Genomic DNA, 23,545 nt, shown 5'->3' on the forward strand with positions numbered 1-23,545 from the left:
CCGGCGTCAGCCCAGGCGCACCGGCGAGACGTGGTCGTCGACGAGCGCCGCGTCGCAGTCGGCCTCCACGCTCATCCCGGTCAGGCGCAGGTCCGTCAGGTAGCTGCTGAGGAACGCGGTGTCGGCCGTGTCCCGGCCGGACGAGATGCGCAGCATCGACCCGCGCGGAGCCAGCCGGGTCGCGTCCACGACGTGCCAGGCGCCGCCCACCCAGGCCTCCGTGACCGCGTGGAAGTCCCGCGGCTCGAGGCCCGGCGCGTAGACCGCCGTCACCCGGGCGGGGATGTCGAGGGCGCGGAGCAGCCCGGCGACCGTGTGCGCGAAGTCCCGGCACACGCCCTGGCCGCTCTCGATGACCTGCGCCGCTCCCCCGGTGCCGACCGTCGACCCGTAGACGTACGACAGGTGGCCGTGCACCCATTCCTCGACGGCCGTCAGCGCCTCGAGGCCCCGGGCCCGCCCGAATTCGCGCCGGGCTATCCCGCCGAGCACGTCCGCCTCGGCGTACCGGCTCGGCCGCAGGTACTCGACGAGCTCGAGCTCGCTCGGCTCGTCCGGAGCGCCGTGCCCGGCGACCCGCGCCCGGTACTCGACCCGCAGGTCGCCCTCGTTCCCCGCGACGCGGTGCACGCGGGCGCCGTGCCGCGCCGGGAACTCCCGCACCGGCACGTCCTGACCGTCGAGCCGGACGGTGAAGGAGTCCTCGAACGAGTCGCCCGTGGGCGTCGCCGCCACCAGGAAGATCAGGTCGGTCGGGCCGTTGAGACGCAGATCCAGCGAGGCGGAGACGGTGCGCAGCATGGCTCCATCGTGGCATGCGGGAGGACCGCTCCCGGCGTCGGGCCCGCCCCGCCCGGGTGCTAATGTGGTCAGGCACTCCTGGCCCCCATAGCTCAGGGGATAGAGCACTGCCCTCCGGAGGCAGGGGCGTAGGTTCGAATCCTACTGGGGGCACATCCGCGGTCCTCCGCTCTCCTTCCTCGCACATGGGCGCTCAGCTCCGGTGCTCGACGCCCCTCGAGGCGCACCCCTCCATCACGGACCGAGCGGCGTCACCCGGTGGGCGACCGAGTCCGACCGTGGCGCTCCTCAGCCGGCGCTCCGACACTCCCGAGACAGCACGAAGGCCCGCGATCGTCGATCACGGGCCTTCGGGACGTTCACCACCGGCACTCGGCCGGTCGGGCTCACTCGTAGAGGTGGAAGGTGCCGGCGCAGTCGGCCGAGCAGAAGCCGTCGCGGCGACGGGCCGAGGCCGCTCCGCAGGCTTCGCAGCGGCGGCGTCCGAGCATCCGCGAGATCAGGCTCTGAGGCGCCGACGCGACCACCGAGACCGGGGTGTCGGGGCGCACGGGGGATCCCGTGGTCGAATCGAGCTGGATCCCAGCGGTGTCGAGCGTGGCGCGGAGCATCCGCGTTCCTTCCGATCGGTGAACCATGTGCGAGCACTGTATTGCCAGTCCCTGAGATTCTGCGAAGGGCTTGACGCGGCTCGCGATCGAGAGGAGCCGAAATCGACATCTGTCGGTCAGTCGGGATCGACCCGGGGAACGACGAACAGCCGCGCCCCCTCCTGGCGGAGAGGGGCAGGCTGTTCGGGCGTCGGGGATCGGTGGGCGGACGACGCCGGAGCTCATGGGAGCGGGGCGTCGAGCCCGGAACGACCGGGAAGTGGGCCTAGTACGCGCCGCTGGTGCTCCGGGTGTCGATCGCCACCGTCGGTGCGGGAACCGGCACCGGTCGCAGGGCGGGGAGCGAGGCGCTCCTGCCCGTGCGGAACGGCAGCAGGACGAGCATGACGGGAAGAAGGACGATCCACAGGAGGACCGACAGCGCGAGACGCGCCCAGATGGAAAGAATATTGAGCATTTTGTGCCGCCTTCGGGTGACGGTAGAGGTGAACTTCGCGAACAGGATCATCGGGCCGACGGGGAGAGAAGAGTAGAAATGCGCCACTGATCGCGCCTCTCCCGCCACGCCCCCGAGCGGTCTGTTGCTCCTCATTCGTCGCCCAGCGCCGATCGGATGGGTCGATCCCGCATCCGATCGACACACGGCCCGCCCAGTGCGTCCTCCTGGGAGCCGGGCCGTAGGGTGAGCGCGTGAAGATCCTTGTCGTCGAAGACGATCCAGCCATGGGTGAGGCCCTCGTCGGCGGCCTCGAAGACGCCGGCTACGAGGCCGTGCTGACCACGAACGGCATCGACGCGCTCGTCGCGTTCAGCAACGCCGAGTTCTCGGCCGCCATCGTGGACGTCATGCTCCCGGCGATGTCGGGCTTCGAGATCTGCCGCCGGATCCGCGAGCTCGGCCGGCCCACGCCGATCATGCTGCTGACCGCGCGGGACGCGATCGAGGACCGCGTCTTCGGGCTCGACGCCGGAGCGGACGACTACCTCACCAAGCCGTTCGCGTTCACCGAGCTCAACGCGCGCCTCCGGGCCCTCCTGCGCCGCAGCCCGTCGCTGATGTCCACCTCGATCGACGTCGGACGCATCACCGTGGACGGATCGAGCATCCGGCGCACCGCCGACGGCTCGCGCATCCACGTCAGCCCGAAGGAGCTCGAGCTCCTCAAGCTCCTCATCACTCCCGTCGGCTCCGTCGTGACCCGCCAGCGGATCCTCTCCGAGATCTGGGGCGGCGGCGAGATCGTCGACAACAACATCGTCGACCAGTACGTCAGCTACCTGCGCAAGAAGCTCCCGACCGAGGACACGGGCGTCAGCATCGTGACCGTCCGCGGCAAGGGCTACTTCCTCCGCCCGGTCGAGTAGCCCGTGTCGCGGATGAGCACGGCACGCCGCCGGGTCGGCGCGCTCTCGATCCGCGCGAGGATCACCGTGGGAACGGTCGCTGTGGCGACCGCCCTCTTCGCGCTCGCGGCGCTGCTCTTCTACCAGGTGGTCACCGGCATCGTCGACCGCAGCGAGCGGACGATCCTGATGTCGATCGAGGACGAGGTGCGCCGCGACATCTCGGCGGGCAACGTCCCGCGCACGCAGGGCTCGTCGACGGGCCAGCTGTTCCTCGCCCTCGCTCCCGACGGGAGCGTCAGCACCTCGACCATGCCCTCGCGCCTGAGCGGCGAGGTGCTCAGCGCTCTGGCGGAGGAGCCGGCCGACACCTCGCCCCGGTACGCCGACGTGACGACGGCGAACGGCAGCTACCTGGTCCGCTTCACGGCCATCGAGAGCGATCGCGGCGTCTGGCAGGTCGCCTCCGCCCGCGATCAGGCCGCGTCGCAGCTCGTCCTCGACGACTTCGCCCACGTGCTCGTCTACGCCGCGATCTTCCTCGTCGTCACGTTCGGGCTCGCCTCGTGGATCCTGACGGGCGCGGCCCTCGCCCCGGTGCGCCGGATGCGGGCGCGCGCGGATCAGATCGCCGCCGAGCCCGGGCAGGGCGACCAGCTCCCGGTCGTCGGCACGCGCGACGAGATCGACGAGCTCGCGGTGACGCTGAACGCGTTCCTGACCAAGCAGACCGCGTCGCTGGCCCGGGAGAAGCAGATGGTGTCGGATGCGAGCCACGAGCTCCGCACTCCCCTCGCCGCGCTCTCCGCGCAGCTCGAGATCGCCCACCACCGCGTCGACGATCCGGTCGCGGTCGACCGGGTCATCCTCGATGCGCAGAAGAGCGTCGACCGGCTCGTGCGCCTCGCGTCCGCCCTGCTCGACATCTCGCGCATCGAGAGCCGCACCGTCCGCCCGACCGCTCCCTTCGCCGAGCTCGTCGACGAGCTGGTGGGCGCCGTCGACCGCACCCGCCTGCTCGCCTCGGAGTCGGGGGTGGAGATCGACTACGAGATCGACGAGCGCGAGCCTGCGCGGCTCTACGCGGTCGCGTCCCAGGACTTCGGCCGGGTGATCGACAACCTCGTGAGGAACGCGATCCAGGCGATGAACGGCGGCGGCATGATCGTCGCCTCCCTCTCGCAGTCGGACGGGCGCCTGATGCTCAGCGTCTCGGACGACGGACCGGGGATGCCCGACGCCTTCATCCCGGTCGCCTTCGACCGCTTCTCCCGCCCGGACGACTCCCGGACCCTCGCCTCCGGCGGCAGCGGTCTCGGACTGGCACTGGTGCACACCACCGTGCTCTCGGCCGGCGGGACGGTCGCCCTGGTCAACCGCTCCCCCCGGGGTCTCGCGGTCGACATCGTCCTCCCGCCCGTCGGCTCCGCCTGAGCCGCCCCGCCCCGGGAATGACGAAGGCCCCCGGCGGACCGGGGGCCTTCGTGGAGGATCGTCAGCGAGGGTCGTCCTCGGGGCGGACGGGCTGCGGCTGCGGGTCGCCGATCGCAGCGGGCGGCGGAGCCCAGGCCGTCTGCGGCGCCTCCGCCGGGGAGGTGCCGCCGTCGAGCAGGTTGCGCGCGCGGTTGACCACCTCGGGGTCCACGAGCACGGAGTAGCTGGTCGCGATCACCTGCATGGTCGAGGTGAAGTCGCGACGGCGGCGGTTCACGGCGTAGGAGGCGAGCCCGAAGAGCATCCCGAAGCCGGCGCCGAGGAGGACCGCCGCGATGAGGAAGGAGAGCTCCGTCGTCGGCGAGAAGATGATGAGCAGGAGGCCCAGGAACACACCGAGCCAGGCGCCGGAGGCCGCTCCGGCGAGGGCGACGCGGCCCCAGGTGAGCTTGCCGGTCACCCGCTCGACGCTCTTGAGCTCGTTGCCGATGATGGCGAGCTGGCGCACCGGGAAGTCGGCGCGGGCGAGCACGTCGACGGCGGCCTGCGCCTCCTGGTAGGTGTCGAACGTGGCGAGGATCTCCCCGCGCGGGATCGTGGGGAAGGCCGGCCCTCGGCCGCTGAACGGCGTCTGCTGAGTCACCCGGACAGAATCGCACAGGCCACTTGAAGGTCTCTGAACGGATTCGGAGAACCGGCCGAGGGCGAGCCGGGAACGCTCGGCGTCCGCCCGGCTGCACGGGACTAGGTTTGTAGCCGTGAGTTCCGCCAGAGTCTTCGTCGCGCGCTTGGCCGGATGCAGTGTCTTCGACCCGGCCGGCGATCGCGTCGGCAAGGTCCGCGACGTGCTCCTGGTCTACCGGCAGAACGACGCCCCGCGGGTGGTCGGCCTGGTGGTCGAGATCCCCGGGCGCCGTCGCGTCTTCGTGTCGATCGGCCGGGTCACCAGCATCGGCAGCGGCCAGATCATCACCACCGGGCTCATCAACGTGCGCCGCTTCGAGCAGCGGGGCGGCGAGGTCCGCGTCATCGCCGAGCTCCTCGGCCGCCGGGTGACCTTCGTGGACGGCTCCGGTGACGCGGTCGTCGAGGACGTCGCGATCGAGGAGGCCGCTCCCGGCGAGTGGGAGCTCGCGCAGCTCTTCGTCCGCCGGCCCAAGACCAGCCCCTCCCCCTTCGCCAAGGGCGCGACCGCCTTCGCCGGCTGGCGCGAGGTCCGCGAGAGCGTCTCGACCGAGGCGCAGTCCGCCGAGCAGTACGTCGCCAGCCTCTCCGAGCTCAAGCCCGCCGACCTCGCCAGCACGCTCCTCGATCTGCCGCAGCAGCGGATGCTCGAGGTCGCCGGCGAGCTCTCGGACGACCGCCTCGCGGACGTGCTCGAGGAGATGCCCGAGAGCGAGCAGGTCGAGATCCTCGGCCGGCTCGACGACGACCGCGCAGCCGACGTCCTCGACCAGATGCAGCCGGACGACGCGGCCGACCTGATCGCCCAGCTCTCGGAGGAGCGCGGCGAGGCGCTCCTGGAGCTGATGGAGCCGGAGGAGGCCGACGACGTCCGCATGCTCCTCACCTACGCCCCGGAGTCCGCCGGCGGTCTGATGACCACGGAGCCGATCATCGTCTCCTCCGAGGCGACCGTCGCCGAGGGTCTCGCCCTCATCCGCCGCCACGAGCTCGCCCCGGCCCTCGGCGCCGCCGTCTGCGTCACACTGCCGCCCTACGAGCCGCCGACCGGCCGCTTCCTCGGCATGGTGCACTTCCAGCGGATGCTCCGCTACCCGCCGCACGAGCGCCTCGGCACCCTGCTCGACCAGAGCATGGACCCGATCACGCCCGAGACCTCGGCGGCCGAGGTCGCCCGGATCCTGGCCAGCTACAACCTCGTCTCGGTGCCCGTCGTCGACGCGTCCCACCGCCTCGTCGGCGTCGTGACCATCGACGACGTCCTCGACTACCTCCTCCCCGACGACTGGCGCAGCCACGGCGACGACGACGAACCGAGGAAGCCGGTGACGACGGCGACGCAGGGCGTCCCGCTCGTGCCGCCGGCACCCGCGGCGACAGGCAGGACACGACGGGGACGGAGGGGCGCGCGTGGCTAGGGACACCAAGCAGGACCGGCGCCTGGACGCTCCCAAGGGCTTGCGCACCCGCGTCCTCTCGCGGCGGAACCGCCCGAGCAGCGACCGCTTCGGCCGCCTGACCGAGTCGTTCGCCCGCGGCATGGGCACGCCGTGGTTCCTGGTCGGGATGACGATCTTCTGCGTCTTCTGGCTGATGTTCAACACCTACGGGCCCGCGGACGCTCGCTTCGACTCTCAGGCCCTCGGCTTCACGGTGCTGACGCTGATCCTCTCGCTGCAGGCCTCCTACGCCGCGCCGCTCCTGCTGCTCGCGCAGAACCGACAGGACGACCGCGACCGCGTGCAGATCGAGCAGGACCGTCAGCGGGCCGAGCGCAACCTCGCGGACACCGAGTACCTCGCGCGCGAGGTCGTGGCCCTGCGCCTGGCGATCCGCGACATGGCGAGCAAGGACTTCATCCGCTCGGAGCTGCGCGGCCTGCTCGAGGAGCTCGAGAAGGATCGGGCGCAGGAGCCCGAGCGGCGCGATGCCTGACGTCGCCGCCATCGAGACCGCCGTCAGGACGGCGCTGGCCCGCGTCGTCGATCCGGAGATCCGGAAGCCCATCACCGAGCTCGACATGCTCGAGTCGGTCGAGGCGGGGGCCGACGGAGCCGTCCGCGTCGCGATCCGGCTGACCATCGTCGGCTGCCCGGCCGCCTCCGCGATCGAGCGCGACGTGCGCGAGGCCGCGGCCTCGGCTCCCGGAGTCACGGCGGTCGATGTCGTGGTCGGAGTCATGACTCCGGCGCAGCGCACCGCCCTCACCGAGCGCCTCCAGGGCGGCCGCCGGAGCATGCCCTTCGGCCCGGACTCGCTCACCCGCGTGTACGCGGTCACCAGCGGCAAGGGCGGCGTCGGCAAGTCGACCGTCACCGCCAACCTCGCGGTCGCCCTCGCTCAGCGGGGGCTCGCGGTCGGCCTCGTGGACGCCGACGTGCACGGCTTCTCCATCCCCGGCCTGCTCGGCCTGATGCACGACGGGCGCGTCGCGGGGCCCACCCGCGTCGGCGAGCTGATGCTGCCGCCGGTGGCGCACGGCGTGAAGGTCATCTCGATCGGGATGTTCCTCGAGGGCGACACCCGGGGGGCGGCCGTCTCCTGGCGCGGACCCATGCTGCACCGCACCATCTCCCAGTTCCTCACCGACGTGTACTTCGGCGACCTCGACGTGCTCCTGCTCGACCTGCCTCCCGGCACGGGGGATGTGGCGATCTCCATCGGGCAGCTGCTCCCGCATGCGGAGGTCCTCATCGTCACCACCCCGCAGCCGGCGGCCGCCGACGTGGCCGAGCGCAGCGGCGCGCTCGCCCGCCAATCGGGTCAGCGCATCGTCGGAGTGGTCGAGAACATGTCGGGGCTTCCGCAGCCCGACGGCTCGGTGCTGGAGCTCTTCGGCAGCGGAGGCGGGGCCGAGGTCGCGCGTCGGCTCACTGCGACGGGCGACGAGGTGCCGCTGCTCGCGTCGCTGCCGATCTCCGTGGCGCTGCGGGCAGGGGGCGACGAGGGCGTGCCCGTCGTCGTCGGCGATCCGGAGGATCCTGCCGCCCGGGCGATCGACGCCCTGGCGGCGACGCTCGCCGCGCGGCCGCGGGGACTGACCGGCCGTCGGCTTCCGCTCGCCGTCGGCTGACGCCTCCGCGCGGCTTCGTGCGGGCGGCGTCGGTCGAGACGCCCGCCCGACGCTCCTCGCGGAGCAGGGCTCAGGTGGCCTCGGAGTCGATCGGCGGCGGCGCGACGCTCGAGAGCGTGCCGGACGAGACGGAGCGCTGCATCGTCGTGTAGTAGCTGTCCTGCGCGGAGCCGGTGCCGCCCGGCACGACCGGAGCGGCGACAGCGGTGGGCGGCTTCACGGTGGGGGCCGGATCGTCCTCGAGCAGGGCGTCGCGGATGATGCGGCGGGGATCGTACTGGCGCGGGTCGAGCTTCTTCCAGTCGACGTCGTTGAACTCGTCGCCCATCTCGTCCTTGACGCGCTCCCGGGCCTGCGTGGCGAATCCGCGCACCTTGCGCACGAGCTGCCCGAGCTGGGCGGCGTAGTGCGGGAGGCGGTCGGGACCCAGCACGAAGACAGCGATGACCCCGATGATGAGGAGCTTGTCGAACGTCAGACCGAACACGAGGACAACACTAACCCGCCGCGCCTCCCTCGCGGAGCCCGCGCGCCACCGTACCCTGACGATGCCCGGGCGCGATCCGCTCGGTGCACCGATCAGAGGAGCGCCCCCGTGTCCGACAAGGATGCCAACTGGAAGTACGCCGAGGACGCGGTCGTCGAGTCGGAGGCCATCGCCTCGGCCCGCCGGCTCTCGGTCGAGCTGGGCATCGACGCCGTCTCCCCCTCGATCGGAGCGCAGGCCGCGCTGGTCGCCGCCGCGGCGCGCGCGACCTCCATCATCGAGATCGGCACCGGCACCGGAGTGAGCGGCCTGTGGCTGCTCGACGGCGCCCCCGAGGCGATGCTCACCTCGATCGACTCCGAGGCCGTGCACCAGCAGCACGCGCGCGCCCAGTTCCACGAGGCGGGCATCTCGCCCAACCGGCTGCGGCTCATCCCGGGCCGCGCCCTCGAGGTGCTGCCCCGGATGAACGAGAACTCCTACGACATCGTCTTCGTCGACGGCGATCCGCTGCAGGTCATCGAGAACGTCGAGCACGCGCTGCGGCTCGTCCGTCCGGGCGGGACGGTCCTCGTCCCCCACGCGCTCTGGCGCGGACGCGTGGCCAACCCCGCGCAGCGCGACGAGATCGCGACGGCGTTCCGCACGCTGGTGGCCGAGGTCTGCGCCTCCCCCGCCGTGGTCAGCGTGCTCTCGCCGATCGGCGACGGCCTGCTGCAGGCCAACAAGCGCCGCGCCTGACGAGCGCGGCCGACCGAGGAAAGACGGAACGCCCGCCGCACGGTGTGCGACGGGCGTTCACGACGGTGCGGATCAGGCGGGAGACACCACCGACGCGAGCGCGTCGTGCAGCTCTTTCGCCTCTGCATCGTTGACCGAGACGACGAGGCGTCCGCCTCCTTCGAGCGGAACGCGCACGACGATGAGTCGGCCCTCCTTAACAGCCTCCATCGGTCCGTCTCCGGTCCTCGGCTTCATGGCCGCCATAGAGTTCCCCTTTCGTGACGTATCCCCCTATTATCGTGCATCCGCGGGGGTGTTCCGAACCGCGCCCGGAAGTCGGGCGTCAGCCGATCACGGCGGGGACCAGTCGCCCGGGGTGAACACCCAGCACAGCAGCACCCAGACGATCTGCCCGACGATCGATGCGGCCACCACGAACACCCTCAGGAGAGTCGACCGCGGCACCGCGAGCGCCCCGGCCAGCGGGAACATCGGCATCAGGATGCGGAACGTGCTCGACTGCGGGTAGAAGAACGCGAAGAGGTAGATCGCGTAGCCGCCGACCCAGAGCCGCGAGAAGACGTCGAGGCTGCGCGTGGCCCGCGAGAACAGGATCGCCAGGAATCCGAGCACCACCACGACGGTGATGCCCATGCCCGTGATCGGCGAGCCGAACCAGAGGCCTCCCCACCAGCCTCCACCGGCGAACCAGGAGGTGAAGGGGATGAGCTCGCCCTCGCCGATGAAGACGCTGCGCCAGGCGAGCTCGGTGTCGGTGTAGGCGGTGAAGGAGCCGGTCACGGCCCAGGCGATGAGCAGCCAGGCGAACCCCACCGCGAGGGACCAGACCGTGAGGGAGACCGTGAAGGCGAACTCCCGGCGGGCGAACGGCTCGGTGCCGCGCACGTGCCGCCAGACGCGGTAGAGGAAGTAGAGGCCCGTCATCGCCGCGATCGCGAGACCGCTCGGGCGCAGGAGCCCCACGACCAGCACGACGGGGAACGTCCAGATCCACTTGCGGCGCACCAGCAGGAGGAGCAGCACGGCCGTCAGGAGGATGCCGCCGGACTCCGCGTAGCCGATCTGCAGGATCGGGGACGTCGGAGCGACGCAGAAGAAGACGATCCCCATCAGCGCCTGGCCCTCGCTGAGCGAGACGCGGAACAGCCGGTAGATCACCAGGCACGCCGCTGCACTGCAGACCAGGGCGACGAGCACCGCCGCGTTCGCCCAGTCGAGCCCGGTGATGTTCATCAGGCCGCGGACGGTGAACGGGTAGACGGGCATGAACGCCCAGGGGTTCTGCTCCACGGCTCCGGACGGCGAGAGCGGCAGGACCGACGGGTACCCCGTCATCCCGATCCGCTCGTACCAGCCGCCGTCCCACGTCGTCGCGAATCGGACGTAGGTGTCGCGGAGTCCCGTCCACTCGACGCCCTGACGCACGGCGCCGACACGGAGCATGATCACGGTCGTGACGACGCGGGACACGGCGAAGACCAGGAGCACCTGGATCCACCACGGGATCCTCCGGAGCAGACCCCAGCGGGAGCGGGACGGAGAGGCGTCCTCCGTCTCCGGCGCGATCGCGGTGGCGCTCACGCGAGAGGCCCGCGGTCCGTCGAGGAGGCGGAGGCGGTCGTCAGCGGGGAGCGGGCGGGTGTCGCCGCGGCTCGCCGGCGGGTCGGCCGGAGGAGGGGCGACGCGTGTCGCGGCTCACCGGCTGGCGTGAGGGGAGACATTCCGACGAGCATACCCGTGCGGGAGTCGGGAGTCCCCGGAGGAGCACCGCGCCGGGCGGGCGCGCGGCACGATCACGGCGGGGTCCAGTCCGATCCGGCGACGGCCCAGCAGATCGAGATCCAGACGATCTGGCCGCCGATCCCGAGCAGGACCAGCGCGACGCGGAAGACCGGCGAGCGCGGCACCGCCAGCGCTCCGACGAGCGGGAACATCGGGCCCAGCAGCCGGAAGGTGCTCGACTGCGGGAAGAAGAACGCCAGCAGGTAGACGCCGTACCCGGCGACCCAGGCCCGGCTGAAGAGATCGAGCCGCCGTGTCCACGGTGCGGCGAGGATCCCGACGAACGCCGCCAGCAGGAGCACCACCAGCACGACGCCGACGGCCGGAGCACCGAACCACCACGAGCCCCACCAGGCGCCGCCCTGGAACCACGGGGTCAGCGGGAGCAGCTCCTGGTAGCCGATGTAGACCGCACGCCACGCCAGCTCGGTGTCGGTGTACGCGGTCATCGACCCGGTGACGGCCCACGCCACGGCGGGCCAGAGGAAGCCGACCACGAGCCCCCACGCCGTCAGGCCCACGGCCGGCAGCCACTCCGACCGCGGGAACGGCTCCGTGCGGCGCCGGACGAACCGGTAGACGACGTACAGGCCGAGCGCGGCGGCGAAGGCGAGCCCGCTCGGCCGCGTCAGGCCCAGCAGCAGCACGACGGGCACGACCGCGAGCCAGCGCCGCCGCACCAGGAGGAGGAGCGTGACCGCGGTCAGCAGCATCGCCATCGACTCCGCGTAGGCGAGCTGCATCAGCGGCGAGGTCGGCGCCACGCAGAACAGCAGCACCGCCGTCAGCGACGGCGACTCGCCGAGTGAGTGCCGGAAGAGGCGGTACAGGACGAGGCAGGCTCCGGCTCCGCACAGGACGGAGACGGTCACGGCGGCCGGAGCCCAGGTGAGGCCGGTGAGCGCCATCAGCGCCTTCACGACGCCCGGGTAGAGCGGCATGAAGGCCCAGGCGTTCTCCCCCACGTGGCCGTCCTGCGTGATCGGCAGGAAGCCGGGGTACCCGGTGGCCGCGATGATCTCGTACCAGCGGCCGTCCCACATCGACGCGAAGGCCGAGTAGGACGGGGAGGGTCCGGTCCACGGGTTCGCGAGCTGGTGCGCGGCGAACTGCAACAGGATCACCGTCGTGACCACGCGGGTCGCGATGTACACCAGGAGGACCCGCGCCCACCACGGGACCAGGCGCAGGCGGAGGCGGAGTCGGACGGGGACGGCCGTGGCGCTCGCGCTCACGAGGACGCGGTCAGCCAGCGGCGGAGGCCCTCGGCGCACTCGGTGATCTCGCGCACCGCCACGCGCTCGTCGTCGGCGTGGGCCCGGAGCGGGTCGCCCGGTCCGTAGTTGACAGCCGGGATGCCCATGGCGGAGAACCGCGCGACGTCGGTCCAGCCGTACTTGGGCTTCGCCTCGGCTCCGACGGCCGCGAGGAAGGCCTGGGCCAGAGGTGCGTCCAGCCCCGGGCGGGCGCCCTCGGCCAGATCGTCCACCGTCACCTCGAACCCCTCGAAGAGCTCCTCGAGGTGGGCGAGCGCCTCCTCCCCGGACCGGTCGGGGGCGAAGCGGTAGTTGACCTGCACCGTGCAGAGGTCCGGGATCACGTTGCCCGCGACCCCGCCGGTGACGCGCACGGCGTTGACGCCCTCGCGGTACACGAGGCCCTCGACCTCGACCTCGCGCGGTACGTAGGCGGCGAGGCGGTCGAGGATCGGCGCCGCCGCGTGGATCGCGTTCTCGCCGACCCAGCTGCGGGCGGAGTGGGCGCGGACGCCGCGGGTGACCACGTCGACCCGGAGCGTCCCGTTGCAGCCGCCCTCCACTGCTCCGCTGGTCGGCTCGCCGAGCACGGCGAAGTCGGCGGAGAAGAGGTCGGGGCGGTGCCGGGAGAGACGGCCGAGGCCGTTGAGGTCCGCTGCGATCTCCTCGTTGTCGTACCACATCCAGGTGATGTCGACGGCCGGATCGGAGAGCTCGGCGGCGAGAACGAGCTGCACCGCCACTCCGGCCTTCATGTCGACGGTCCCGCGGCCGACCAGGTGCTCGACGCCGTCGATCGTCTCGGCGACGACGGGCAGGTTGCCGTTGACCGGCACCGTGTCGAGGTGCCCGGCGATCACGACGCGCTGGGCGAGGCCGAGGTTCGTCCGCGCCACGACGGTGTGGCCGTCGCGGATGACCTCGAGGTGGTCGTACTGCTCGAGCGCCCACTGCACCGCGTCCGCGATCTCGAGCTCGTCGCCCGAGACGGACGGGATGTCGCAGAGGATCCGCGTCAGGGCGACCGGATCGGTGCGCAGATCGAGCGGAGGGGCGGTGGTCGGATCGGCCATGCGCCCCAGGGTAGCGGCCGGACGCTCCGCGCTACCCTGATCGGCATGACCCTCGAGCACTCCGCAGACTCCTCCGCGCCCGTCTCCGCCTGGGGATACGGGCTCGCCACCGTGGCCGCCGACGGCACCGTCCTCGACACCTGGTTCCCGGAGCCGCGCCTCGGCACCATCCCGGCCGGCCGCGACCCCTGGATCGTGCCGGCGGAGTTCGAGGAGCAGGCCGGCGAGGATCCGCGCCGCGAGGTCCGCATCGACGTGGTCACGCTGCAGATCGACGTGCAGGCGCCGCCCGCCTCCACGTCCGACGCCTACCTGCGGCTGCACCTGCTCTCTCACCTCCTGGTCCGCCCCAACGAGGTGAACCTCGACGGCGTCTTCGCGCACCTGCCGAACGTGGTGTGGACGAACGCCGGTCCGGTCTCGCCGGAGTCGTTCACCCGCCTGCGCCCCTCGCTCCGGCGCCACGGCATCCAGGCCACCGGGATCGACAAGTTCCCGCGGCTGACCGACTACGTCACCCCCGCGAAGGTGCGCATCGCGGACACCTCGCGCGTCCGCCTCGGGGCGCATCTGGCACCCGGCACGACGGTGATGCACGAGGGCTTCGTCAACTTCAACGCCGGGACCCTCGGCAGCTCGATGGTCGAGGGGCGCATCTCGCAGGGCGTCGTGGTCGGCGACGGCTCGGACATCGGCGGCGGCGCCTCCATCATGGGCACCCTCTCGGGCGGAGGAGTGCAGCGCGTCTCGATCGGCGCGCGGGCCCTGCTGGGTGCGAACTCGGGCATCGGCATCTCCCTCGGCGACGACACCGTCGTCGAGGCCGGCCTCTACGTGACCGCCGGCACCAAGGTCGTCGTGGTCGGCGGAGCGCCGCGCGCCGACGGCGCCCCGCAGACGGTGAAGGCCGTGCAGCTCTCGGGCGTGCCGAACCTGCTCTTCCGCCGCAACTCCCTCACCGGGGCCGTCGAGGTCCTCCCCCGCACCGGCGCCGGCATCGAGCTGAACGCCGCCCTGCACGCCTGAGGGCGGGCGTCCGGCGCCGCTGGTCCCGCATGCGGCGCCCCGGAACGATCCGAGCTGATCGAGTCCGCGGCGACCACGCCGCTCTGCGTCCCGCCTCGAAGAAGCGGTTCGAGCCTCGGACGGCCGACGAGAGGCGGGTGCGCCGCACGGCGAGAGCCCGCCCCCGGCGGGGACGGGCTCTCGGGGACCGGTCAGCGGTCGGTCGGCCAGTGGCGCTCGGGCGCGCCCATGTAGAGCTGCTGCGGGCGGCCGATCTTGGTCTGCTTGTCGGTGTTCATCTCGCGCCAGTGGGCGATCCAGCCGGGCAGGCGGCCGATCGCGAAGAGGACGGTGAACATCCGGGTCGGGAAGCCCATCGCCTTGTAGATGACGCCCGTGTAGAAGTCGACGTTCGGGTAGAGGCGCCGCTCCTTGAAGTAGTCGTCCTCGAGCGCGAGGGCCTCGAGCTCCATCGCGATGTCGAGCAGCGGGTCCTTCACGCCGAGGGCCTGCAGGACCTCGGAGGCGCTCTCCTTGACCAGCTTCGCGCGCGGGTCGTAGTTCTTGTACACCCGGTGGCCGAAGCCCATCAGGCGCACGCCCTCCTCCTTGTTCTTCACCCGCTCGACGAACGTCGACACGCTCTCGCCCGACTCGCGGATCCGGCCGAGCATGGTGAGCACCGCCTCGTTCGCTCCGCCGTGCAGAGGGCCGAACAGGGCGTTGATGCCGGCAGACACCGAGGCGTAGAGGTTCGCCTCGGTCGAGCCGACGAGGCGGACGGTCGACGTCGACGCGTTCTGCTCGTGGTCCTCGTGGAGGATCAGGAGGCGGTCGAGCGCCTTCGAGAGCACCGGGTCGACCTGGTACTGCTCGGCCATCGTGCCGAAGTTGAGGCGGAGGAAGTTGTCGACGAAGCTCAGCGAGTTGTCCGGGTAGAGGAACGCCTGGCCGATCGCCTTCTTGTGGGCGTACGCCGCCATCACGGGCAGCTTCGCCAGGAGGCGGATCGTGGTGAGCTCCACCGCCTCCGGATCCTTCGGGTTGGAGCTGTCCTCGTAGTACGTCGACAGGGCCGAGACCCCGGCCGAGAGCACCGACATGGGGTGCGCGCTGTGCGGGAGCGCGTCGAAGAAGCGCTTGAGGTCCTCGTGGAGGAGCGTGTGGCGGCGGATGCGCTCGTCGAAGCCCGCGAGCTCGTCGGCCGTCGGCAGCTCGCCGTAGATGAGGAGCCAGGCCACCTCGAGGTAGGTCGCGTTGGTGGCCACCTCCTCGATCGGGTAGCCGCGGTAGCGGAGGATCCCCTGGTCGCCGTCGATGTAGGTGATCTGCGACTTGGTCGCCGCCGTGTTCACGAAGCCGTAGTCGAGCGACATGAAGCCGGTCTGCTTCGACAGGGTCGAGAAGTCGATGCTCGAGGAGCCGTCGACGCTGCGCAGGACCGGGAAGTCCGCGGTGCGGTCGCCGAAGGTGAGCGTGACCTTCTCGGGGAGCTCCTGCTCCGCCGGCGCGGGAGGCGGCGTCGTGGCGCTCCCGGTCGCGGGCTCCGTGGAGCCCACCGTCGCGGTTCCGTCGCTCTGCGTGCCGGATTCGGTCACAACGCCTCCCAGGTCGTCGCGGTCGCACCCCGGAAGCGCTCGCGCGGAGCGGGCGGCGCCGGGTCTGGATCGTGGTGCAGCCGGGGCCTCGCGAGGCGCCGTCGACCGAACCACATACAGCCTATGGGCAAAGCGGGGGCACTGTGACATCGCCCAGCGCTGGGGCCGGGGCCTTGTCGGAACCCGCCAGGATCGGCCGGGTCGAACGCCTCAGAGGCCGCCGGACAGGCGCTCCACGGCCGCGTCGATCCGCTCGTCGGAGGCCGTCAGCGAGAGGCGCACGTGCTCGGGGAAGCCCTCCCCGTAGAAGACGCCGGGGCCCGCGAGGACGCCGAGGCGGGCGAGCCGGTCGATGGACTCCCAGGCCGGGCGGCCCTCGGTCGCCCACAGGTAGAGGCCGGCCTCGCTGCGGTCGATCCGGAAGCCCGCGGACTCGAGGGCGGGCCGGAGGCGGTCGCGGCGGGAGCGGTAGCGATCCTTCTGCGCGGCGACGTGCTCGTCGTCGGCGAGGGCGACGATCATCGCCTCCTGCAGCGGACCGGGCACGATCATGCCCGCGTGCTTGCGGACGGTCACCAGGCGCGCGACCAGGGCCGCGTCCCCGGCGACGAAGGCGGCGCGGTAGCCGGCGAGGTTCGACTGCTTGCTCAGCGAGTAGACGCCGAGGACCCCGGTGCGGTCCTCCCCCACCACGCGCGGGTCGAGGACGCTCGGGATCGGCTCGTCGGCCCAGCGGCCGTCCCAGCCGAGCTCGGCGTAGCACTCGTCCCCCGCGATCACAGCGCCCAGCTCACGGGCACGCGCGACGGCGCGCTGCAGGGCGGGCACGTCGAGCACGGCGCCATCGGGGTTGCCGGGAGAGTTGAGCCAGACCAGGCGGGTCGTCGCGGGCCATTCGGCCGGGTCGTCGGAGGCGAGCGCCTCGGCGCCGGCGATCGCCGCGCCCATCGCGTACGTCGGGTAGGCGGCGCGCGGATGCACGACCACGTCCCCCTCCCCGAGTCCGAGGAGGAAGGGCAGCCAGGCGACGAGCTCCTTGGAGCCGATCGTCGGCAGGACCTCGTCGATCCCGAGGCCCTCGACTCCGCGCCGCCGCGCGTACCAGGCGGCGATCGCCTCGCGCAGAGCGGGGGTGCCCACGGTCGTGGGGTACGCGTGCGAGTCCGTCGCGCGGGCGAGCGCGTCGCGGATCGGGGCGGGCGTCGGGTCCACCGGCGAGCCGATCGACAGGTCGACGATCCCGCCGGGGTGCTCCGCCGCCGTGCGGGCGAAGGGCGCCATCAGGTCCCAGGGGTAGTCGGGCAGCGCGCCGAGGGCCACGGGAGCGGCCTCAGTGGCTCTGCGGAGGCAGCGCCGCGATGACCGGGTGGTCCTTCGCGATCACGCCGACCTTGGCGGCTCCACCCGGGGAGCCGATCTCGTCGAAGAACTCGACGTTGGCCTTGTAGTAGTCGGACCACTCCTCGGGGAGGTCGTCCTCGTAGTAGATCGCCTCGACGGGGCAGACCGGCTCGCAGGCACCGCAGTCCACGCACTCGTCCGGGTGGATGTAGAGCGAGCGCTCGCCTTCGTAGATGCAGTCGACCGGGCACTCGTCGATGCAGGCGCGGTCTTTGACATCGACGCACGGAAGTGCGATCACGTAGGTCACGGTGCTCCAGGTCCCTTCGAACAGTGTCTCTATCGTACGGGGGCCGACGGGGCGTCGGCGTCCGCGGGCCGCGGGGCGGCGGCGGGAGCGGCCGCCCGCAGCCGCGGCCAGGCGATCACGACGAGGGCGATGAGGGCGGGGAGGAAGGTCCAGGCCACGCCGAGGCCGTTCGCCGGGACGAGGACGGATCCGCCGGTGCTGCGCAGGGCGAGCAGCCCGATCATCCCGAGCAGGCCCATTGCAGTGCAGAACGCGACGAACCGGTCGATGAGCACGAGGCGCAGCCCGAGCAGGAGCAGCAGCACGCCGGCGAGGGATGCGGCCAGGCCGACCGGGAGGACGACTCCGCCGACCGACACGGTGCTCTGATGGGCGACCGTCGTGATCGCTCCGACCACCGCGCCGACCAGGACTCCGGCGACGCCCGACAGCACGCGCGATCCCAGCGTCGGACGCTCCTCCGGCAGCGGCGCCGGACGGCCCGCCTGCGCGACCGGGCGGAAGCGCTCGATGCGGCCGATGGGGAACGGCGGACCGCTCGAGAGGCGGGCCTCGTCGCCCTCGACCACCAGCTGCGTCGCGTGCGCCTCGAGGGCCGCGCGCTTGCGGGCGTGGTCCTCGGCGGACAGCTCGATCACGACGTCCCCGGGGAGGGGCGGGGCCGCGTCGGGGAGAACGGCGAGGAAGCGCAGGCCCAGGCGCTCGGCGGCGCGCTCGGCGACCCGGGCGGTGCGGACGTGGTCCGGGTGGCCGTAGCCGCCGCCCGCGTCGTACGACAGCACGACGCCCGCGTCGACCTGCCGGAGGACGGCGACGAGATCCGCCACCTCCTCGTCCTCGGGCGCGGCGGTGAAGGACGCGGGATGCACCGGCTCGAGCGGCACCGGGACGCGGCCGGGCCCCCACTGCATGCCGGAGTCCCGGTAGACGCGCGGAGCGAGGCCGGGTGCGCGGGCGCCCCCCTCGCCGAGGAAGCGGTGGTCGGCGACGCCGAGGGCCGTCAGGGCGACGACGAGCTCGGTCGTCCGGTGCGCGGCCAGCTCGGCCGAGCCCTCGAGCGGAGCGAGGTCCTCGGGGATGACCTCGCCGCACTCGCCCCGCGTGGCGGTGACGACGGTGACGGAGGCGCCCTGCGCCACCAGCCGCGCCAGGGTCCCGCCCATGGTGATCGTCTCGTCGTCGGGGTGGGCGTGCACCGCCACCACCCGCTCCGCTGCTGCGTCCCGGCCCGCGTCCACTCTCCGCCTCTCGTCCTGCGCGTCCTCCGCTGCGGGTGCTTCTGGACAGCGACCGGGCAGCGGACTACAGTCGACCCGGGTTAGGCAAGGCTTACCGAACAACGGAGCCCCGCCGACCGGATCGACTCGGGGCGGGAGTCGCCCCCTCCTCGTCCACCATCGACCAAGAGAACACGCGTGCTCGCAAACTACCTCATCGGCCTCCGCGAAGGCCTCGAAGCCGGCCTCGTGGTCGGCATCCTCGTGGCCTACCTGACCAAGCTCGGCCGGCGCGACGTGCTGCCGCGGCTCTGGACCGGCATCGCCGCCGCGATCGCGATCTCGCTCGTCACCGGTGCGATCCTCACCTGGGGCCCCTCGACCCTGTCGTTCCAGGCTCAGGAGCTCATCGGCGGCGGCCTCTCGATCCTCGCGGTCGGCCTGGTCACCTGGATGATCTTCTGGATGGGCGCGAACGCCCGCAGCATGAAGGGCGACCTCGAGTCCCGGCTCGACGGCGCCGTCGCGGGTTCGGCCCTCGGCATCGTGGTCCTCGGCTTCATCAGCGTCGGCCGCGAGGGCATCGAGACGGCGCTCTTCGTCTGGGCGAGCGTGTCCTCGAGCAGTGCGGGGTCGGGATCCAGCGCGTGGGTCGGCACGGTCGGCGCGCTGCTGGGCATCCTCAGCTCGGTCGTCATCGCGTACCTGATCTTCCGGGGCTTCGTCCGGATCGACCTCGGGCGCTTCTTCACCTGGACGGGTGGCTTCCTCATCCTCGTCGCGGCCGGCGTCCTCTCCTACGGCGTCGGCGACCTGCAGGAGGCGTCGCTCCTGCCCGGCTGGGGCACCCCGCTGTTCTCGCTCGGCCCGATCCTCCCGCCGCCCGTGACCGCCGTGGTCGGCGGCCTCTTCAACTACACGCCCGAGCCGACCGCTCTGCAGTTCGCCGCCTGGCTGCTCTACCTCGTCGTCGTCGGTGCCCTGTTCGTCCGCCAGGTCCGCCTGCGCGGTCCGCGACGGGGCAGCGCGGCCCCGGTCGCCGCTCCCGCTCCCACCTCCGTCTGACCCGCTCCGGCACCGCCGGCGCACTCGCCCCGATCCAGGAGAAGCATGTCCTCGCGCGCTCGTCCCACCCTCCCCCGCGTCACCCTCGGCCTCGCCGGCGCCGGCGCCCTGGCGCTGATCCTCACGGGCTGCGTGCCGAACACCCCCGCGTCCTCCTCCTCCGTCGCGCTCGACGTCGCGATGAGGGACGACGCCTGCGAGGTGTCGACGGCGACCGCCGAGGCGGGAGCGGTGACGTTCTCACTGACCAACGGCGGATCGGACGTCAACGAGTTCGAGATCCTGGCCGAGGACAAGCTGCGGATCGTGGGCGAGAAGGAGAACGTGACCCCGGGCCAGAGCGTCTCCTACGTCGCTCAGCTCGAGCCGGGCACCTACTACACCGCCTGCAAGTTCCAGCAGGTCGGCGCCCCGGTCGGGCTGAGCGAGTTCACCGTGACCGGTGAGGCCACCGCGCAGTCGGCGGACGAGAAGGCGGCGACGGAGGCGGCGGTCACCAACTACGTGGCGTACGTGAAGTCGCAGGTGGGCGAGCTGCTCCCCGCGGTGGCCGAATTCGCCCAGGCCTACGAGGCCGGCGACGACGAGAAGGCGCGCGGCCTCTTCGCGTCGACCCGCGTCTTCTACGAGCGGATCGAGCCGACCGCGGAGGCGTTCGGCGACCTCGACCCGCGCATCGACTACCGCGAGGTCGACGCCGTCGCCGAGGGCCTGGACTGGACCGGCTTCCACCGCATCGAGAAGGACCTGTGGGCCCCCGCGGAGGGTGCGCTCAACTCCGACGGCACGAGCGCGCTCCTCGACTGGGCGCCCTCCACCCCCGAGCAGCGCGCGCAGTTCGGCCAGGGCCTCGTCGACGACGTGCAGAGCCTGGCCGACCTCGTGAACGCGCCCGGCTTCACCGTCTCGGTGGGCGACATCTCCAACGGCGCCATCGGCCTGCTCGACGAGGTCGCGGCCGGCAAGATCACGGGCGAGGAGGACTGGTGGTCGAGCACCGACCTCACCGACTTCGCCGCGAACGTCCAGGGCGCGGAGGTGGCGTTCGGCAACGTCGAGCCGATCGCGACCGCCAGCGGCGACGAGGGCGCCGACCTCACCGGACGGATCACGCAGCGGTTCTCCGAGCTCGACGCCCTGCTCGCGCAGTACGGCTCGATCGACTCCGGCTTCGCCGCGTACTCCACCGTCACCGCGGAGCAGAAGAAGGAGCTCTCGGACGCGGTCAACGCTCTCTCCGAGCCGCTCTCGCAGCTGACCCACACGGTGCTGGGCGTCGAGGAGCCGACCGCATAGTGGACGCCGAGCAGCACGAGGGAGCCCGGCCGACGGAGTCCGAGCAGCCCGCCGACGAACCCCGCCGCCTCTCGCGGCGCGGGCTGCTCGGCCTCGTCTCGGCGGGGACGGCCGGGCTGGCCGCCGGAGTGGGCGGCACGGTGGCCGTCACATCGTCCGCGAGCGCGACGGCCTCCTCCGACCCGCGCACCGTGCCGTTCTTCGGCGCGAACCAGGCGGGCATCACCACCGCCGCGCAGGACCGGCTGCACTTCGCCGCGTTCGACCTCGCCGCGGGCACCACGCGCGAGGACCTCGTCGAGCTCCTGAAGGACTGGACGCTCGCCGCCTCCCGGATGACCCAGGGCCTCGAGGTCGGCGAGAACGGCGCGGTGGACGGGCCGGACACGGCTCCCCCGGAGGACACCGGAGAGGCGCTCGGGCTCGACGCCGCGTCCCTCACCGTCACGGTCGGCTTCGGACCCACCCTCTTCACGGACGAGGCCGGCGCCGACCGCTTCGGCCTCGCCGACCGCCGGCCTCCTGAGCTGCAGGCCCTGCCCCGCTTCCGCGGCGACGCGCTCGTCCCCTCGGCCGGCGGCGGCGACCTGTGCATCCAGGCCTGCGCCGACGATCCGCAGGTCGCCGTGCACGCCATCCGCAACCTGAGCCGGATCGCGTTCGGCCGGGCCTCGCTCCGCTGGTCTCAGCTCGGCTTCGGCCGCACCTCCTCGACGTCCACCGCCCAGGCGACTCCGCGCAACCTCTTCGGCTTCAAGGACGGCACGGCGAACGTGAAGTCCGAGGAGGCCGACGCCGTCCAGGAGCACGTCTGGGTCCCCTCCTCCGACGGCCCCGCGTGGATGGTCGGCGGCAGCTACCTGGTCGCGCGGAAGATCCGGATGATCATCGAGACGTGGGACCGCAGCCAGCTGGGCGAGCAGGAGCGGGTCATCGGCCGCAGCAAGGGGTCCGGAGCGCCGCTCTCGGGCGGCACGGAGTCCACCGAGCCGGACTTCGCAGCGGCCGGCGCCACCGGGGCCCCGCTGATCGATCAGGAGTCGCACGTGCGCCTCGCGCATCCGAGCGTGAACAACGGGGTGCGGCTCCTGCGCCGCGGCTACAACTTCGTCGACGGCAACGACGAGCTCGGACGCCTGAACGCGGGGCTGTTCTTCCTCTCGTTCCAGCGCTCCCCGGAGCAGTTCGTCACCGTGCAGCGGAACCTCGCGACGGACGCGCTGAACGAGTACGTGAAGCACGTCGGATCGGCCGTGTTCGCGGTGCCGCCCGGTGCCCGCGACGAGACCGACTTCCTCGGCTCCGGCCTCTTCGCCTGATCCCTGAGAGGACCCGCACTCCGTCCCAGGATCCGGCGGGCGCACTCCACGGCGCGCCGAAGCCTGCGCCCGTAGCGTCGTCGGCGATGTCCGGGAACAGTGCGAGAAGCGGCCTGACCAAGCGCGAGCGCCAGGAGCTCGCCCGAGCGCAGGCGCGGGAGCGCCGCGAAGCCGAGAGGCGCCGGCGGCGCCGGAACCGGCTGCTCGGGCAGGGCGGAGCGGTCGTCGGGCTCCTCGCGGTCGTGGCCCTGGTCTGCTGGAACGTCTGGTCGCAGCAGGAGGTCGCGAGCGCCGGCCCGGCGAACATGCTCAGCGACGGCATCGTCCTCGCGGGCGACGGCTCGGCCGTGACGGCGACGACGAGCGCGGCGATCGCTCCGGGAGCCTCCCCCGTCCCGACCGACGAGAGCGCCACACGGGCGGGCGGAGTCGTCGCCGTCGACCTCTACGTCGACTACCTCTGCCCGTACTGCGGGCAGTTCGAGAAGGCGAACGCCGAGCAGCTGCAGTCGTGGCTGACGAAGGGGGCGATCACGCTCGAGATCCACCCGGTGGCGATCCTCGACTCCTCCTCGGCCGGCTCCGAGTACTCCAGCCGGGCCGCGAACGCCGCCGCGTGCGTCGCCGACGAGGATCCGGACCGCTTCCTCGCCGTGAACGCGGCGCTCTTCGCGCAGCAGCCGGCGGAGGGGACGACGGGCCTCGACGACGACGCTCTGCGGGCGCTGGTGACCGGAGCGGGCGTCACCGACGACGACGTCCTCGCCTGCATGACCGGGGGCGAGTTCCGGCCCTGGGTGAAGGCCGCGACCGAGCGGGCCACCTCGCTCCCCCTCGCGAACTCCTCGCTGCCGAAGCTCGAGTCGACGCCCACCGTGCTGGTGAACGGCGAGCAGTACACGGGGAAGCCGGACGACGCGGCGGCGTTCGTCTCCTTCGTCACCTCGACGCTCGAGGCGGAGCCCTCGACCCCCTCTCCCTCTCCGAGTCCGGCGGGCTGATCCGGACCGCGAGGGACGGGATCGGCGCTGCACACTGCAGCACCGGGCGGAGACGACGAGACCGGCCGGAGCATCGCTCCGGCCGGTCTCGTCGTGGGCGGGCG

General features: G+C 72.2%; 24 protein-coding genes and 1 tRNA gene. 12 read left to right on the top strand and 13 right to left on the bottom strand.

Annotated elements, in window-relative coordinates:
* Positions 1–6: 6 nt before the first annotated feature.
* Positions 7–801 (bottom strand): transglutaminase family protein, encoded by a 795-nt coding sequence (locus C5C29_RS00705; protein WP_104222997.1) that lies wholly within the window; start codon positions 799–801, stop codon positions 7–9.
* 81 nt (positions 802–882) lie between these two features.
* On the opposite strand from C5C29_RS00705, the gene C5C29_RS00710 reads away from it, so the two are divergent.
* A tRNA-Arg gene (locus C5C29_RS00710) sits at positions 883–954 on the top strand.
* A gap of 233 nt (positions 955–1,187) precedes the next feature.
* Here the strand turns inward: C5C29_RS00710 and C5C29_RS00715 are convergent.
* Positions 1,188–1,412 (bottom strand): hypothetical protein, encoded by a 225-nt coding sequence (locus tag C5C29_RS00715; RefSeq protein WP_104222996.1) that lies wholly within the window; start codon positions 1,410–1,412, stop codon positions 1,188–1,190.
* A gap of 265 nt (positions 1,413–1,677) precedes the next feature.
* Positions 1,678–1,956, bottom strand: a complete 279-nt coding sequence (locus C5C29_RS00720; protein WP_104222995.1) for a hypothetical protein — start codon at positions 1,954–1,956, stop codon at positions 1,678–1,680.
* 146 nt (positions 1,957–2,102) lie between these two features.
* Between C5C29_RS00720 and C5C29_RS00725 the strand changes: the two genes are divergently transcribed.
* Positions 2,103–2,777: a response regulator transcription factor gene (locus C5C29_RS00725; protein ID WP_258059273.1), complete on the top strand. Its 675-nt coding sequence runs from the start codon at positions 2,103–2,105 to the stop codon at positions 2,775–2,777.
* A gap of 12 nt (positions 2,778–2,789) precedes the next feature.
* Complete coding sequence (locus C5C29_RS00730; protein WP_146076469.1) at positions 2,790–4,190, top strand: cell wall metabolism sensor histidine kinase WalK; 1,401 nt, start codon at positions 2,790–2,792, stop codon at positions 4,188–4,190.
* A gap of 61 nt (positions 4,191–4,251) precedes the next feature.
* Here C5C29_RS00730 and C5C29_RS00735 read toward each other — a convergent pair whose 3' ends face one another.
* Positions 4,252–4,833 carry a general stress protein gene (locus C5C29_RS00735; protein ID WP_258062215.1) on the bottom strand — a complete coding sequence of 194 codons (582 nt, stop codon included), beginning with the start codon at positions 4,831–4,833 and terminating at the stop codon, positions 4,252–4,254.
* Positions 4,834–4,948: 115 nt separating this feature from the next.
* On the opposite strand from C5C29_RS00735, the gene C5C29_RS00740 reads away from it, so the two are divergent.
* The 3 genes from C5C29_RS00740 to C5C29_RS00750 are packed head-to-tail and all read left to right on the top strand — an operon-like array spanning position 4,949 to position 7,947.
* A complete protein-coding gene (locus C5C29_RS00740) occupies positions 4,949–6,292 on the top strand; it encodes a magnesium transporter MgtE N-terminal domain-containing protein (RefSeq protein ID WP_104222992.1) in 1,344 nt (447 codons plus the stop codon).
* The gene (locus C5C29_RS00745) at positions 6,285–6,809 is read left to right on the top strand and encodes a DUF1003 domain-containing protein (RefSeq protein ID WP_104222991.1); all 525 of its coding nucleotides are present in this window, start codon (positions 6,285–6,287) and stop codon (positions 6,807–6,809) included. The genes C5C29_RS00740 and C5C29_RS00745 overlap by 8 nt, the downstream gene beginning before the upstream one ends.
* Positions 6,802–7,947, top strand: coding sequence for an Mrp/NBP35 family ATP-binding protein (locus C5C29_RS00750; RefSeq protein WP_104222990.1), 1,146 nt, complete (start codon positions 6,802–6,804; stop codon positions 7,945–7,947). The genes C5C29_RS00745 and C5C29_RS00750 overlap by 8 nt, the downstream gene beginning before the upstream one ends.
* 70 nt (positions 7,948–8,017) lie before the next feature.
* Here C5C29_RS00750 and C5C29_RS00755 read toward each other — a convergent pair whose 3' ends face one another.
* Complete coding sequence (locus C5C29_RS00755) at positions 8,018–8,434, bottom strand: twin-arginine translocase TatA/TatE family subunit (RefSeq protein WP_146076468.1); 417 nt, start codon at positions 8,432–8,434, stop codon at positions 8,018–8,020.
* Between the two features lie 108 nt (positions 8,435–8,542).
* On the opposite strand from C5C29_RS00755, the gene C5C29_RS00760 reads away from it, so the two are divergent.
* On the top strand, positions 8,543–9,175 hold the full coding sequence (locus tag C5C29_RS00760) for an O-methyltransferase (protein ID WP_104222989.1): 633 nt from the start codon (positions 8,543–8,545) through the stop codon (positions 9,173–9,175).
* A 72-nt stretch (positions 9,176–9,247) separates the two neighbouring features.
* On the opposite strand, the gene C5C29_RS00765 is transcribed toward C5C29_RS00760, so the two are convergent.
* From C5C29_RS00765 to dapE, 4 genes are all read right to left on the bottom strand, one after another.
* Positions 9,248–9,421: a DUF3117 domain-containing protein gene (locus tag C5C29_RS00765; protein WP_068208299.1), complete on the bottom strand. Its 174-nt coding sequence runs from the start codon at positions 9,419–9,421 to the stop codon at positions 9,248–9,250.
* 87 nt (positions 9,422–9,508) lie between these two features.
* Complete coding sequence (locus C5C29_RS00770) at positions 9,509–10,759, bottom strand: hypothetical protein (protein WP_104222988.1); 1,251 nt, start codon at positions 10,757–10,759, stop codon at positions 9,509–9,511.
* A gap of 212 nt (positions 10,760–10,971) precedes the next feature.
* The gene (locus tag C5C29_RS00775; RefSeq protein ID WP_258062214.1) at positions 10,972–12,195 is read right to left on the bottom strand and encodes a hypothetical protein; all 1,224 of its coding nucleotides are present in this window, start codon (positions 12,193–12,195) and stop codon (positions 10,972–10,974) included.
* Positions 12,192–13,289 carry a succinyl-diaminopimelate desuccinylase gene (dapE, locus tag C5C29_RS00780; protein WP_104222987.1) on the bottom strand — a complete coding sequence of 366 codons (1,098 nt, stop codon included), beginning with the start codon at positions 13,287–13,289 and terminating at the stop codon, positions 12,192–12,194. Before dapE ends, C5C29_RS00775 begins: the two co-directional genes overlap by 4 nt.
* Positions 13,290–13,334: 45 nt before the next feature.
* Between dapE and dapD the strand changes: the two genes are divergently transcribed.
* On the top strand, positions 13,335–14,315 hold the full coding sequence (gene dapD / locus C5C29_RS00785) for a 2,3,4,5-tetrahydropyridine-2,6-dicarboxylate N-succinyltransferase (RefSeq protein ID WP_104222986.1): 981 nt from the start codon (positions 13,335–13,337) through the stop codon (positions 14,313–14,315).
* 191 nt (positions 14,316–14,506) lie between these two features.
* On the opposite strand, the gene C5C29_RS00790 is transcribed toward dapD, so the two are convergent.
* The 4 genes from C5C29_RS00790 to C5C29_RS00805 all read right to left on the bottom strand — a co-directional run bounded on the left by C5C29_RS00790 (position 14,507) and on the right by C5C29_RS00805 (position 18,781).
* Complete coding sequence (locus C5C29_RS00790; RefSeq protein ID WP_244229452.1) at positions 14,507–15,892, bottom strand: citrate synthase; 1,386 nt, start codon at positions 15,890–15,892, stop codon at positions 14,507–14,509.
* A gap of 210 nt (positions 15,893–16,102) precedes the next feature.
* Positions 16,103–17,212, bottom strand: coding sequence for a succinyldiaminopimelate transaminase (gene dapC, locus C5C29_RS00795; RefSeq protein ID WP_104222985.1), 1,110 nt, complete (start codon positions 17,210–17,212; stop codon positions 16,103–16,105).
* 10 nt (positions 17,213–17,222) lie between these two features.
* The gene (gene fdxA, locus C5C29_RS00800; protein ID WP_104222984.1) at positions 17,223–17,543 is read right to left on the bottom strand and encodes a ferredoxin; all 321 of its coding nucleotides are present in this window, start codon (positions 17,541–17,543) and stop codon (positions 17,223–17,225) included.
* Positions 17,544–17,572: 29 nt separating this feature from the next.
* Entirely contained in the window at positions 17,573–18,781 is a 1,209-nt protein-coding gene (locus tag C5C29_RS00805; RefSeq protein ID WP_104309065.1) for a PIG-L family deacetylase, read from the bottom strand.
* Between the two features lie 177 nt (positions 18,782–18,958).
* Here C5C29_RS00805 and efeU point away from each other — a divergent pair, with 177 nt between their 5' ends.
* The 4 genes from efeU (at position 18,959) to C5C29_RS00825 (ending at position 23,441) form a co-directional block, all read left to right on the top strand.
* Positions 18,959–19,825, top strand: coding sequence for an iron uptake transporter permease EfeU (efeU, locus tag C5C29_RS00810; protein ID WP_104222982.1), 867 nt, complete (start codon positions 18,959–18,961; stop codon positions 19,823–19,825).
* A gap of 45 nt (positions 19,826–19,870) precedes the next feature.
* Positions 19,871–21,121 carry an iron uptake system protein EfeO gene (efeO, locus tag C5C29_RS00815; RefSeq protein ID WP_104307904.1) on the top strand — a complete coding sequence of 417 codons (1,251 nt, stop codon included), beginning with the start codon at positions 19,871–19,873 and terminating at the stop codon, positions 21,119–21,121.
* On the top strand, positions 21,121–22,440 hold the full coding sequence (gene efeB / locus C5C29_RS00820) for an iron uptake transporter deferrochelatase/peroxidase subunit (protein WP_104222980.1): 1,320 nt from the start codon (positions 21,121–21,123) through the stop codon (positions 22,438–22,440). The genes efeO and efeB overlap by 1 nt, the downstream gene beginning before the upstream one ends.
* A gap of 86 nt (positions 22,441–22,526) precedes the next feature.
* The gene (locus tag C5C29_RS00825) at positions 22,527–23,441 is read left to right on the top strand and encodes a thioredoxin domain-containing protein (RefSeq protein ID WP_104307905.1); all 915 of its coding nucleotides are present in this window, start codon (positions 22,527–22,529) and stop codon (positions 23,439–23,441) included.
* The last annotated feature ends 104 nt before the right edge of the window (positions 23,442–23,545 follow it).

Origin of the sequence: Rathayibacter sp. AY1H2 (genome assembly GCF_002931985.1) — a bacterium.
Lineage (GTDB): Bacteria > Actinomycetota > Actinomycetes > Actinomycetales > Microbacteriaceae > Rathayibacter.